The following is a 12,677-nucleotide window of genomic DNA, read 5'->3' on the forward strand; positions in this document are numbered from 1 at the left end:
ACCAGTGACCATCGCGCCGATGGAGCGCCTACGATGGTTCGAGACTGTCTAGGGGAGCGTTGATCCGTGTCGATTCTGGAAAAGGTCCTTAATGCGGGCGAGGGCCGCATGGTGCGCCGGCTCAAGGCCATCGCCGCCGCCGTCAGCTCGATCGAGGACGACTACGTCAACCTCACCGACGAGGAACTGCGCGGTATGACCGAGCAGTTCCGGGAGCGGCTCGCCGACGGTGAGACCCTCGACGACCTGCTGCCGGAGGCGTTCGCGGTGGCCCGCGAGGCGGCCGCCCGGGTGCTCGGCCAGCGGCCGTACGACGTCCAGGTGATGGGCGGCGCCGCGCTGCACTTCGGCAACATCGCCGAGATGAAGACCGGTGAGGGCAAGACGCTGACCTCGGTCATGGCCGTCTACCTCAACGCGCTCTCCGGCGACGGCGTGCACGTGGTCACCGTCAACGACTACCTCGCCCAGCGCGACGCGGCCTGGATGGGTCGCGTGCACGAGTTCCTCGGGCTGACCGTCGGCGTGGTGCTGCCCAACCGGCCGGCCAGCGAGCACAAAGCCGCCTACGAGTGCGACATCACGTACGGCACCAACAACGAGTTCGGCTTCGACTACCTGCGCGACAACATGGCCTGGTCGAAGGACGAGCTGGTGCAGCGCGGCCACAACTTCGCGGTGGTCGACGAGGTCGACTCCATCCTGATCGACGAGGCGCGCACCCCGCTGATCATCTCCGGTCCGGCCGAGCACTCCGCCCGCTGGTACGGCGAGTTCGCCGGCGTCGTGGCCCGGCTCCAGCCCGGCACGGACGGCGAGGGCGACTACGAGGTCGACCACTCCAAGCGCACCATCGCGGTCACCGAGCGCGGCGTCGCCAAGGTCGAGGACCGGCTCGGCATCGACAACCTGTACGAGTCGGTGAACACCCCGCTGGTCGGCTACCTCAACAACGCCATCAAGGCCAAGGAGCTCTACAAGCGCGACAAGGACTACATCATCAGCGACGGTGAGGTCCTGATCGTCGACGAGTTCACCGGGCGCATCCTGCACGGCCGTCGCTACAACGAGGGCATGCACCAGGCGATCGAGGCCAAGGAGGGGGTGGAGATCAAGCAGGAGAACCAGACCCTGGCCACCATCACCCTCCAGAACTACTTCCGCCTCTACAACAAGCTGTCCGGGATGACCGGTACGGCGCAGACCGAGGCGAGCGAGTTCAACAAGGTCTACAAGGTCGGCGTCGTGAGCATTCCGACCCACCGCCCGATGGTTCGCGAGGACCGGCCGGACGTCATCTACAAGACGGAGAAGGCCAAGTTCAACGCCGTCATCGAGGACATCGCCGAGCGGCACCAGATGGGCCAGCCGGTGCTGGTCGGCACCGTCTCGGTGGAAAACTCCGAGATCCTCTCCCAGCTGCTGCGCCGCCGGGGCATCCCGCACAACGTGCTGAACGCCAAGTTCCACGCCCGGGAGGCCGAGATCGTCGCCCAGGCCGGGCGTAAGGGCGCGGTCACCGTGGCCACCAACATGGCCGGCCGCGGCACCGACATCCTGCTCGGCGGCAACCCCGAGTTCCTCGCGGCGAACGAGCTGCGCCAGCGCGGTCTCGACCCGCTGGAGAACGAGGAGGACTACGCCAAGGCGATGGAGGAGGTCCTGCCCACCTGGAAGCAGGCCTGCGACGCCGAGGCGGACGAGGTCGCCGCCGCCGGTGGCCTGTACGTGCTGGGCACCGAGCGGCACGAGTCCCGGCGGATCGACAACCAGCTGCGCGGTCGCGCCGGCCGGCAGGGCGACCCGGGCGAGTCCCGCTTCTACCTGTCCCTGCAGGACGAGCTGATGCGACGCTTCCGGGCCGGCGCGGTCGAGGCGGTGATGGAGCGCTTCAACATCCCCGAGGACGTGCCCATCGAGTCGAAGATGGTCACCCGTCAGATCAAGAGCGCCCAGGCCCAGATCGAGGGTCAGAACGCCGAGATCCGCAAGAACGTTCTGAAGTACGACGAGGTGCTCAACAAGCAGCGCCAGGTCGTCTACGCCGAGCGGCTGCGGGTGCTCAACGGTGAGGACCTCTCCGACCAGGTCCGCAACATGATCGACGACACCGTCGAGGCGTACGTGCGGGGCGCCACCTCCGAGGGCTACGGCGAGGACTGGGACCTCGAGCAGCTCTGGTCCAGCCTCAAGCAGCTCTACCCGGTCGGCGTGACGATCGAGGAGCTGGAGGAGGAGGCCGGCGGTTCCCGGGCCGGCATGGACGCCGACTTCCTGGTCGCCCGCCTCAAGGAGGACGCGAACGCCGCGTACGACCGCCGCGAGGAGCAGCTCGGCACCGAGGGAGTGCGCCAGCTCGAGCGGATGGTGCTGCTCCAGGTGATCGACCGCAAGTGGCGCGAGCACCTCTACGAGATGGACTACCTCCAGGAGGGCATCAACCTCCGGGCGTACGCCCAGCGCGACCCGGTGGTGGAGTACCAGCGCGAGGGCTTCGACATGTTCGCCACCATGATGGAGGGCATCAAGGAGGAGACCGTCGGCTTCCTCTACAACGTGGACGTCCAGGTCAACGAGCCGGAGCCGGCCGCCGACTCGGAAGAGGTCACGCTGCTCGACAAGCCGGTGGAGATCCGGGCCAAGGGTCTCAACCGCTCGCCGCAGCGGCAGGGTCTGCAGTATTCGGCTCCGACCATCGACGGTGAAGCCAGCCCCGGCGCCGTCAACGTCGAACAGGAGCAGCAGCAGGCACCGGCGCTCGGTGTGGGCCGGCCGGTCCAGAGTGCGCCGGCAGCCCCCGGGCGGAGCGCGCCGTCGGCCCCGCAGCGGCCGGCCTCCGGGCTGCGTGGCCCGACGCTTCCGACCGCCGGGTCCCGACGTCCGGTCCCCAACCAGGCCGACGCCGGCAACGGCCCGTCCCGCAACGCGCCGTGCCCGTGTGGCTCGGGCCGCAAGTACAAGCGCTGCCACGGCGCCCCCAACGGCGGCAACTGACCGACCGCACGTCCCGATGGGCCCTGGCCGAGGAGGCCGGGGCCCATCGGCGTCCCCACCCCCGCATCCCGCCACCGACGCCCGTGGCCGGGTGGCCGTGGCTGAGGGGCCGGGTCGCCCGTGGCCGCGCGGCTCGTGGCCTGCGGCGGGGTGGCGGGGTGGCGGGAGATCAACTCGGCTTCCTGGAAGTCGGGGTGTCAGCGCCAGGTTGATACCGCGACTTCCTGGAAGTTGAGTCGATCAACGCAGAGCAAGCGGCGGGTTGTCAGAGGACGTGCAGGGCCGTGCACAGCCAGCGGCCTCGCCGGTGTTCCAGGCGTAGCGCCATGGCCCAACTCCGGCCACCGGCGCCGCTCACCACGGCAGCCGCTTCCACAGCGGCTTCCCGAGGCTCGCACACCCGCATCCGGAGCAGCCGTAGAGCCGGCCGGGTTGCCCGACGGCGAGCCGGCCCGGCCCGCCCGGTCGCCCGGGCGAGTTCGGTGAGCAGTTCGACGGCCCGGCCCGGGTCGAGCAGCGGGCGTACCTGGGCCGGCGAGCGGTAGCCGTTGACCACCTCCAGGCAGGTGCCGACGAAGCGGTGTGCGGCCCGGGTCGCCTCGGGCGCGGTCGCCGGTGGGAGTGGCGCACCCGGGTGGCTGGCCGGCCGCGAAGGCGTACGGCGTGGGGTCGCGCGACGCTCCGCCGGCCGGACCGGATCCGGTCGTGTCGAGGCGAACAGGTCGAGGGCGAGCTGGCCGTGGGTCGGCCCCGGCCAGTACGTCTCGTCCGGGTACGGCGGATCGATGGGCGGGACGGGGCGCAGGCGCACAGGTGGCCGGGAGGGACCGGGTCGCCGCTCGCTCATCGCTGCTCCCTTTGATCTTGCGTTTGCCTACGTTTGCCTCCGACTGACTCGATTCTCCGCGACAGAACGGCCTCGGTCAATGCCTGCGGCGGCGGACGCGTCGCCCACTGGCATGATCCACTCGGGTTCGCCGACATCGCGGTATCCCGGCGGGCCGGACAGCCCCATTTCGGCGATACGGAGTGGATCACGCGGGTCGGAGCGGCAGGTGGCACGCCTGTCGGGCGGCGCTGCCCGGACCTACTCCGGATCGCGGTCGACGAGGGGGTTACCGCGTACCCAGTCGGCGGTTTCGGCGTACTTCTGCGCGATGTACTCCTCCAGCCGGGCGCGCTCGACCCGCCACTGACCGCGTCCGCCGATCTTGATCGCCGGCAGTTCCCCGCTGCGGACCATGTGGTAGACCTGCGAGTCCGACACGTTCAGCTCGGCGGCCACGTCGGAGAGCAGCAGGAACCTCGGCTCCACGGAAACTCCCGGGGTTGACGTCGTTTGCATCAGTTTGCCATCGGTAGGGCTCACCGCCCAGCATCCCCGGCCCGGCGGCGGGCCAACCAGCGCCGGACACACCGGCGGGAAACTTCCACCGGCCGGAGGCGGGGTGTATGACGGTCACGGCGTGCGGCATGATCTGCGCCCGTGCCGGCTGCCGCCGGCACAGGACCGAGCGGGGAGACGACCGGTGACCGACGAGCTTGTCCGGGTGTACGTGCCGGCGACCGTACCCATGCTGACCCGCCTGCGCGAGCAGGGGCTGACCGCCGACCGGGCGCATGCGGTGACGCCCGCGCTGCGCGAGTGGTACGCCGAGGGTGACGAGGAGGAGTTGGAGTACGTCGCGTTCACCCGGGCTGCCCAGGACGCGCTGCACCTGCTCAGGGCCGATCCGGCCGCGCCCCGCCGCCGCGTGGTCGTCTCGGTCGACCTGCCGCCCGCCGCGCTCGGCCGTGGCGATGGTGAGCTGGGGTCCAGCTTGGTGACGTTGGCCGACACCGTGCCGGTGGGGGCCGTCGCGGCGATCCACGTGGACGGCGCGGACGCCGTCGAGGAGGTCGCCGCCGCGGCCGACGTGGTGGCCGAGGCCGCTGCCGGTGACCCGGACGCCCAGTTCACCGTCGACGGGGCCGAGGATCACGAGCTGGAGTGGTACGACGTGACCGAGCTGGACCTGCTGCTCCGCGCCACCGACTGAGCCAGCAGCAAACAGCGGGCCGCCCGCGCTCAGGCGACCGGCCAGCGCTCAGCAGGCCGGCCAGCGCTCAGCAGGCCGGCAGCGAACAGGCGAGCCGGTAGCGGTCACCGGGCCGGGTCGACATCGACGGCGTCGTGAGCGGTCGTGTCCGCCTCGTCCTCGTCCTCGTCGGTGTCGGTCTCGTTCCTGGCTGTCGGCGGCGTGGTGCCGGGACCGTCGGCCACGGCCGGGTCGTCGTCGGTGTGCGCCGGGCCGAGCGTGCGGCCGAACGCGATGAGCGCGGTCAGCGCCCCCACGAAGAGCATCCAGATGCCGTTGTCCACCCGCGAGGTGCCCAGCGACGTCTGCGCCACCGCGTCCGCCTCGCTGAGCGCGCTGGCCAGGTCCAGCAGCGACCGGCCGCCGATCCGGATGATCACCTCGGCGAGCAGCAGGAGCAGGCCCGGCCCGGCGCCGGCGAGCAGGTAGGCCGGCCAGCGCAGCGCGGGCGTCTGCGGATCGCGCCGCAGGGCTCGCCGCCGTGCCCAGGTGAGGTAGCCGAAGGCGAGCAGCCCGGCCAGCAGACCGGCGATGAGGGACTCGGTGCGCGACACCCACTTGGCCGCGTCGACAAGCGACTGCTGGCTGTCGCCCGCGCCGAACAGGTCGAACAGCGGGTCCCGGGCACGACTGAACGCCACCACGAAGACCAGCGCGCCCAGCGCGGCGGTCACCACCGCGCCGACCGCCGGGGCCGTTCGCGCGCCGGCGATCGCCCCGCCGATGATCGCGGCGGCCGCCGTGGTCCCGGCGATCACGTTGGTGGTCGAGGTGTCGAAGTAGGTGAGGTTGATCGCCAGCGCGGCGATCAGCCCGACCACCATGCCCGCGCCGATCGCACCGACGAAGCGCAGGGTCGCCCCGTCGCCGTACCGCCGGGTCAGCAGGTTGCCGCCGGCCAGGGCGGTGGCGGCCCCGGCCACCAGCGCGGCCGAGATCACACCGGGCAGGGCGAACGCGGAGAGGCTGATCGCGGTGATGCCGGCCGCCGCCGAGGTGATGGCCTCCCGGGTCGACCAGAGCATGGCGGCCAGCCAGCCGAGCGCCAGCAGCGCGAGCACGGCCGCGCCGGGCGCGAACACCGGTCGGCCGCCGGGGGAGGCCGCGTCGACCGCCGGCTGGTCCGACTCCGCGGCTGGGACGCGGCCGGGCTGCTTGGTCATCGTCTCCCCTTCGAGGCGCCAGGTCACCGACCATTCAGGGTACGCGGACCGCCGCGACCCCCACCGAACGAGCCACACCCCACGGCTACGCCCAGCCAACACAGCCGAGCCATCACGGAGAAGTCGAGTGGCATCAAACTGCCCCGGGGACGGCTGCAGCTCCGCAAGACGGTCGGCGCGTCGAGGCGTACCCCCGAAGGAACCGCGACGGAGGCGCGGACCGCGACCAACGTCGGGGCTGGGGCGAGCGTCCCCGGCGGAGGGATCAAGCCTGACCGCCCGGAGCCGGGGACGGTCGCCCCAGCCCCGCCACCGCGAGCGGTAAGGGGAGCAGGCCCAGTCGGTCCTTCGCGATCGGGTGACGGCGGCAGCAGTGCCAGCACCTTCGCGTGAAACAATCGCGGGAGGTCCCGCCGCTGCTCGGCCCTCCCGCGCGGCGTCCGGTGTCCGGCCGTCCGGTCGGTGCCCGCGGGTCCGGTTTCGCCACCGCTGTCGAGATCGCCAGGAGCCTTGATGGATGCCGTGTTCTCCGTACCCGAGCCGCGCAACGAGCCGGTTCGCAACTACGAGCCGGGCAGCGGAGACCGGGACCGGCTCCAGCGGCGGCTGACCGAGCTGGCCGCCGAGCGCATCGACCTGCCGATGACCATCGGCGGCGAGCAGCGGATGGCGGCCGGCGACCCGATCAACGTGGTGCAGCCGCACAAGCACGCCCACGTGCTCGGCGTGACCGCACACGCCACCCACGACGATGCCCGCGCCGCGATCAAGGCAGCCAAGGATGCCGCCCCGATGTGGCGGGCGCTGCCGTTCGAGGAGCGCGCCGCGATCTTCCTGCGCGCCGCCGAGCTGCTCGCTGGCCCCTGGCGGGACACCCTCAACGCCGCCACCATGCTCGGCCAGTCGAAGACCGCGATCCAGGCGGAGATCGACGCCGCCTGCGAGTTCATCGACTTCCTCCGGTTCAACGTGCACTTCGCCCGCCGCCTGCTCGAGGAGCAGCCCGCGTCCTCGCCGGGCGTCTGGAACCGCTTCGACCACCGCCCGCTGGAGGGCTTCGTCTACGCGGTCACCCCGTTCAACTTCACGGCCATCGCCGGCAACCTGCCGTCGGCGCCGGCGCTGCTGGGCAACACGGTGATCTGGAAGCCGGGCCCCACCCAGCAGTTCGCCGCGCACTTCACCATGCGGCTGTTCGAGGCCGCCGGCCTGCCACCCGGCGTGATCAACATGGTCACCGGTCGGGGCGAGGAGGTCTCCGACGTGGTGCTCGCCGACCCGGATCTGGCCGGCATCCACTTCACCGGCTCGACCAAGGTCTTCCAGCAGTTGTGGCGGACCGTCGGCGACAACATCTCCCGCTACCGGGGCTACCCGCGGCTGGTGGGCGAGACCGGTGGCAAGGACTTCGTGGTCGCGCACACCAGCGCCGACGTGGACGCCCTGCACACCGCGCTGATCCGCGGCGCGTACGAGTACCAGGGCCAGAAGTGCTCGGCGGCCTCGCGGGCGTACGTGCCGCGTTCGCTCTGGGAGGGTGGCCTGCGGGACCGCCTGGCCGCCACCGCCGACTCGCTGACCTACGGCGACGTCACCGACTTCAGCAACTTCGGCGGCGCGGTGATCGACGACAAGGCGTTCGCCCGGCACACCGCGGCGCTGGAGTTGATCGCCGGTGACGACACCTGCCGGGTGCTCGCCGGCGGCACGGCCGACGACTCGGTCGGATACTTCGTCCGGCCGACGCTCTTCGAGTGCTCCGACGCCGCCCACGAGACGTTCACCACCGAGTACTTCGGGCCGATCCTGGGCGTGCACGTGTTCGACGACGCGCGCTTCGACGAGGTGGTCACGCAGGCCGAGTCGATCGCTCCGTACGCGCTGACGGGGTCGGTGTTCGCCACCGACCGCCGGGTGATCGATTCGGTCGGCGAGCGCATGCGCTACGCGGCCGGCAACTTCTACATCAACGACAAGCCGACCGGCGCGGTGGTCGGGCAGCAGCCGTTCGGCGGTGCCCGGGCCAGCGGCACCAACGACAAGGCGGGCTCCTGGCTCAACCTGGTTCGCTGGGTGTCGCCGCGGACGATCAAGGAGACCTTCGTGCCGCCGACCGACCACACGTACCCCCACATGGGCTGACCTGCGGCGACCCGCTGGCGGCGTGCGTAGCGCCGCCAGCGGTCGGCCGAGGGGCCGCAATCCATCGATAGTCCTCAACGGACAGTCTGCCGCCGACAGTGCACATAGGAAGTCCTGTCGGGTGGCAAACTGCCAAATCCTGGACGCCGGCAGCGCAAAGTGGCAGCGTAACGGCCATGGCGGAATCCGGAGTCAACCCCACGGCGGCGGCCCTGCTCGGGCTGCTCCACGAGGGTCCCATGACAGGCGGCCAGTTGATGGCCGCCGCAGAGCGCCGACTGGCGCCCTACTGGTCGATGACCCGCAGTCAGGTCTACCGCGAGTTGCCGGTGCTGGCCGAGCGGGGGTACGTGCGGCTCGGCAAGCCGGGCCCACGAATGAGCCAGCCGTACGCGCTCACCGCAAGCGGGAAACGGACATTTTCCCGCTGGCTGGCGGAGAACCCGGGGCGGGACACCATCCGCAACCCGATCGCGCTCCGGATGGCCTTCGGCAACCTGCACTCGTCCAGCCAGCTCAAGAGCCTGTACGCCTCGGCCAACGAATACCACACCGAGGCCCTCGCTCAGGTACGCGAACAGGTCAAGAACGCCAAACGGGACGGCGAGACGTACGACGCCAGCGCGCTGGAGTTCGCCGTCGCCTACCACCGGGCGGCCCTGTCGTGGCTGAAGTCCGCCCCCGTCGGGTGATCTCCGGCGGGTTCGCCGACACGGAACGAGCTGTGCTGCTCCCGGCACAGTACGCTTGTCTGTCGTGACCGCTGCCGATTACGCCGAACAGCTCAAGGAACTCGACGCGACCCTGCGCAACATCGAGGCCGTCCTCAATCTGGACCGGCTGCACGAGGACAAGGCCCGCCTGGAGCAGGAGGCGTCCGCCCCCGATCTGTGGGACGACCAGGCCAAGGCGCAGCAGGTGACCTCGCAGCTGTCGTACGTCAACGGCGAGATCAGCAAGCTGGGCAGTCTGCGCTCCCAGCTCGACGACGCCCGGGTGCTGCTGGAGTTGGCCGAGGCCGAGTCCGACCCGGGCGTGCTGACCGAGGTCGAGACGGAGATCACCGGCCTGACCAAATCCATCCAGGAGATGGAGGTCCGCACCCTGCTCTCGGGCGAGTACGACTCCCGGGAGGCGCTGGTCGCCATCCGGGCCGGCGCCGGCGGCGTGGACGCGGCGGACTTCGCCGAGATGCTGCTGCGGATGTACCTGCGCTGGGCCGAGCGGCACGGCTACCCGACCGAGGTCTACGAGACCTCGTACGCCGAGGAGGCGGGCCTGAAGTCGGCCACCTTCGCGGTCAAGGTGCCCTACGCGTACGGCACGCTCAGCGTCGAGTCGGGCACCCACCGGCTGGTCCGGATCAGCCCGTTCGACAACCAGGGTCGCCGGCAGACCAGCTTCGCGGGCGTGGAGGTGCTGCCGGTGACCGAGCAGACCGACCACATCGACATCCCGGAGAACGAGGTACGCGTCGACGTCTACCGTTCCTCGGGGCCGGGTGGGCAGAGCGTCAACACCACCGACTCGGCGGTCCGGCTCACGCACATCCCGACCGGCATCGTGGTGACCTGCCAGAACGAGAAGTCCCAGCTGCAGAACAAGGCCTCCGCGCTGCGGGTGCTCCAGGCCCGGCTGCTGGAGCGCAAGCGCCAGGAGGAGCAGGCCAAGCTGGAGGGCCTGAAGGAGAACGCGGCCGGTTCGTGGGGCGACCAGATGCGCTCCTACGTCCTGCACCCGTATCAGATGGTGAAGGATCTCCGAACCGAGCAGGAGACCGGCAATCCGAGCGCGGTCTTCGACGGCGAGTTGGACGGTTTCATCGAGGCCGGCATCCGTTGGCGTAAGCAGCGGCAGCTCGCCGGCGACGGTGCGTGACGACTCGCGGGCGGAGCGCTTCGTCGATCTCCAGGTGAGGGCCTGATTCGACGACGCGCGCCGCTTCTGCGGGGCGTGGGGCTTGGCTCAGTTGTTACACCGCGTAGACTCACCACCCGTGATTCAGCTTGAGCAAGTGACGAAGACGTACCCGAAGGCGTCCCGGCCTTCGCTCGACAACGTGTCCGTCTCGATCGAGAAGGGCGAGTTCGTCTTCTTCATCGGTCCATCCGGCTCCGGCAAGTCCACAATCATCAAGATGCTGCTGCACGAGGTCACCCCCAACAAGGGGCGGGTCCTCGTCAACAGCAAGGACGTCACGTCGATGCGCTCCTGGAAGCGACCCCACTTCCGGCGTTCGATCGGCTGCGTCTTCCAGGACTTCCGGCTGCTGCCGAACCGCACCGCGTACGAGAACGTGGCGTTCGCCCTTGAGGTGATCGGCAAGACCAAGGCGGTTGCCCGCCGGGTCGTGCCGGAGGTGCTGGAGCTGGTCGGGCTCGGTGGCAAGGAGCACCGCTATCCGCACGAGCTCTCCGGTGGTGAGCAGCAGCGGGTCGCCGTCGCCCGGGCGTTCGTGAACCGTCCGCTGATCCTGCTGGCGGACGAGCCCACCGGAAACCTGGACCCGGACACCTCGATCGAGATCATGCGCCTGCTGGACCGGATCAACCGCACCGGCACGACCGTCGTGATGGTCACCCACGACTCCAACATCGTGAACCAGATGCGCCGCCGCGTCATCGAGATCGAGAGCGGTCGCATCGTGCGTGACCAGGCCCGCGGCGTCTACGGGTGAGCCGGCGCTCCGCCCCTGCGCAGCCTGACGACGAACACCTCATGCCGGAGACCCGGAGGAAATCCCGATGCGCGTGAAATACGTCCTGTCCGAGGTACTGGTCGGACTGTGGCGCAACGTGACCATGACCATCGCGATGATCATCACGATGGCGGTCTCGCTGACCATGCTCGGCGCCAGCGGTCTCATGTACCGCCAGGTTGACGACATGAAGGACCTCTACTACAAGAACATCGAGGTCTCGATCTTCCTGAGTCAGGAGGTGAGCGAGCAGCAGCGCACCGACCTGGACGCCAAGCTGAAGGCCGACCCCCTGGTCAAGGACGTCATCTACGTCAACAAGGACGAGGCGTACAAGAAGTTCCAGGAGATGTACCAGGACGCGCCGGACCTGGTGAACGCGGTCAAGCCGGACCAGCTGCCGGAGTCGTTCCGGCTCAAGCTGAACAACCCGGAGCAGTACAAGAACATCTACGACCAGTACAAGGACACCGAGGGTGTCGACGAGATCGTCGACCAGAGTCGACTGCTGGACAAGATCTTCGACGTCCTCACCGCGATCCAGAACATCGCCCTGGCCGCCGCGATCGTGATGGCCATCGCCGCACTGCTCCTGGTGGCCAACACCATCCAGGTCGCCGCGTACAGCAAGCGGCGTGAGGTGGCGGTCATGAAGCTGGTCGGCGCGTCCAACTGGTTCATCCAGGCGCCGTTCGTGCTGGAGGCCGTGGTGGCCGGCCTGATCGGCTCACTGCTCGGCCTGGTGGCCCTGGTCGCGGCGAAGTATCTGCTCTTCGACGGGTCGCTCAAGGCGTTGCAGGGCCTGCTGTCGCCGATCAGCTGGGGTGACATCCTGTTCATCTTCCCGCTGATGGCCGGCGTCGGTGGCCTCGTCAGCGCCGCCACCGCCTGGATCACCCTGCGCTTCTACCTGCGGGTCTAGGCAGCGTACGGGTCGTCCCGTCGTCACTCGGGGACCCTCCCGCGGCCGGAATAAACGGCGCGGGAGGGTCCTTGTCATTCGGGTAGCATGATCGGTTGTCCGGCCGGGGTGAGCCCGGCGACGGACGTTTCCGGGAGAGGGGGTGGCGCCGATGCCACGGGAAAAGGGGCGCAAGGTGGTCGCCTCCAACAAGAAGGCCCGCCACGACTACGCGATCCTCGACACGTACGAGGCGGGCATGGCGCTGACCGGCACCGAGGTCAAGTCGCTGCGGGCCGGGCGGGCGTCGCTGGTCGACGCGTTCGCCCAGGAGCGCGACGGCGAGTTGTACCTGCACGCGATGCACATCCCGGAGTACACCCAGGGCACCTGGACCAACCACGAGCCTCGGCGTACGCGCAAGCTGCTGCTCAACCGGGGCGAGATCGACAAGCTCGTCGGCAAGACCCGCGAGGGTGGTCTGACCATCGTCCCGTTGCAGGTCTACTTCTCCGACGGCTGGGCCAAGGTCGAGATCGCCCTGGCCAAGGGCAAGAAGTCGTACGACAAGCGCCAGGACCTCGCCAAGCGCGACGCGGACCGGGAGATCGCCCGGGTGTCCGGTCGACGTGGCAAGGGAATGGGCGACTGATTCATCCCTTTTGCCCGGGTCGGCGCGCCGACCCGGGGCTCGGGATGAA

11 protein-coding genes are annotated in these 12,677 nt (G+C 69.8%); 8 read left to right on the top strand and 3 right to left on the bottom strand.

What is annotated here, in order from left to right; genetic code table 11:
• Positions 1–66 precede the first annotated feature (66 nt).
• Positions 67–2,994 (top strand): preprotein translocase subunit SecA, encoded by a 2,928-nt coding sequence (gene secA, locus ABZU53_RS01025; protein ID WP_354859054.1) that lies wholly within the window; start codon positions 67–69, stop codon positions 2,992–2,994.
• Positions 2,995–3,259: 265 nt separating this feature from the next.
• Here the strand turns inward: secA and ABZU53_RS01030 are convergent, their stop codons facing one another.
• Together ABZU53_RS01030 and ABZU53_RS01035 are read right to left on the bottom strand one after the other, a co-directional pair.
• Positions 3,260–3,841, bottom strand: coding sequence for an Rv3235 family protein (locus ABZU53_RS01030; RefSeq protein WP_355063077.1), 582 nt, complete (start codon positions 3,839–3,841; stop codon positions 3,260–3,262).
• 240 nt (positions 3,842–4,081) lie between these two features.
• Complete coding sequence (locus ABZU53_RS01035) at positions 4,082–4,309, bottom strand: helix-turn-helix domain-containing protein (RefSeq protein WP_053657286.1); 228 nt, start codon at positions 4,307–4,309, stop codon at positions 4,082–4,084.
• Positions 4,310–4,523: 214 nt separating this feature from the next.
• Here ABZU53_RS01035 and ABZU53_RS01040 point away from each other — a divergent pair, with 214 nt between their 5' ends.
• Complete coding sequence (locus ABZU53_RS01040) at positions 4,524–5,033, top strand: hypothetical protein (RefSeq protein WP_355063079.1); 510 nt, start codon at positions 4,524–4,526, stop codon at positions 5,031–5,033.
• Between the two features lie 104 nt (positions 5,034–5,137).
• On the opposite strand, the gene ABZU53_RS01045 is transcribed toward ABZU53_RS01040, so the two are convergent.
• On the bottom strand, positions 5,138–6,235 hold the full coding sequence (locus ABZU53_RS01045; protein ID WP_355063081.1) for a hypothetical protein: 1,098 nt from the start codon (positions 6,233–6,235) through the stop codon (positions 5,138–5,140).
• A gap of 513 nt (positions 6,236–6,748) precedes the next feature.
• On the opposite strand from ABZU53_RS01045, the gene pruA reads away from it, so the two are divergent.
• The 6 genes from pruA (at position 6,749) to smpB (ending at position 12,628) form a co-directional block, all read left to right on the top strand.
• Positions 6,749–8,377, top strand: coding sequence for an L-glutamate gamma-semialdehyde dehydrogenase (gene pruA / locus ABZU53_RS01050; protein WP_354859066.1), 1,629 nt, complete (start codon positions 6,749–6,751; stop codon positions 8,375–8,377).
• Positions 8,378–8,553: 176 nt separating this feature from the next.
• Positions 8,554–9,069, top strand: coding sequence for a PadR family transcriptional regulator (locus ABZU53_RS01055; protein WP_007455856.1), 516 nt, complete (start codon positions 8,554–8,556; stop codon positions 9,067–9,069).
• A 64-nt stretch (positions 9,070–9,133) separates the two neighbouring features.
• On the top strand, positions 9,134–10,255 hold the full coding sequence (prfB, locus tag ABZU53_RS01060) for a peptide chain release factor 2 (protein WP_354859069.1): 1,122 nt from the start codon (positions 9,134–9,136) through the stop codon (positions 10,253–10,255).
• Between the two features lie 118 nt (positions 10,256–10,373).
• Positions 10,374–11,054, top strand: coding sequence for a cell division ATP-binding protein FtsE (gene ftsE / locus ABZU53_RS01065; RefSeq protein WP_354859071.1), 681 nt, complete (start codon positions 10,374–10,376; stop codon positions 11,052–11,054).
• Between the two features lie 67 nt (positions 11,055–11,121).
• The gene (ftsX, locus tag ABZU53_RS01070) at positions 11,122–11,997 is read left to right on the top strand and encodes a permease-like cell division protein FtsX (protein WP_354859074.1); all 876 of its coding nucleotides are present in this window, start codon (positions 11,122–11,124) and stop codon (positions 11,995–11,997) included.
• Positions 11,998–12,148: 151 nt separating this feature from the next.
• Positions 12,149–12,628 (top strand): SsrA-binding protein SmpB, encoded by a 480-nt coding sequence (gene smpB, locus ABZU53_RS01075; protein WP_354859076.1) that lies wholly within the window; start codon positions 12,149–12,151, stop codon positions 12,626–12,628.
• The last annotated feature ends 49 nt before the right edge of the window (positions 12,629–12,677 follow it).

It is taken from the genome of Micromonospora sp. NPDC005194 (assembly GCF_040608335.1).
Lineage (GTDB): Bacteria > Actinomycetota > Actinomycetes > Mycobacteriales > Micromonosporaceae > Micromonospora.

Excerpts from the sequence above, each read along its gene's own strand:
- ABZU53_RS01030 (WP_355063077.1), bottom strand. The coding sequence starts at position 3,841 with ATGAGCGAGCGGCGACCCGGTCCCTCCCGGCCACCTGTGCGCCTGCGC.
- ABZU53_RS01045 (WP_355063081.1), bottom strand. The coding sequence starts at position 6,235 with ATGACCAAGCAGCCCGGCCGCGTCCCAGCCGCGGAGTCGGACCAGCCG.
- pruA (WP_354859066.1), top strand. The coding sequence starts at position 6,749 with ATGGATGCCGTGTTCTCCGTACCCGAGCCGCGCAACGAGCCGGTTCGC.
- ABZU53_RS01055 (WP_007455856.1), top strand. The coding sequence starts at position 8,554 with ATGGCGGAATCCGGAGTCAACCCCACGGCGGCGGCCCTGCTCGGGCTG.
- ftsX (WP_354859074.1), top strand. The coding sequence starts at position 11,122 with ATGCGCGTGAAATACGTCCTGTCCGAGGTACTGGTCGGACTGTGGCGC.
- smpB (WP_354859076.1), top strand. The coding sequence starts at position 12,149 with ATGCCACGGGAAAAGGGGCGCAAGGTGGTCGCCTCCAACAAGAAGGCC.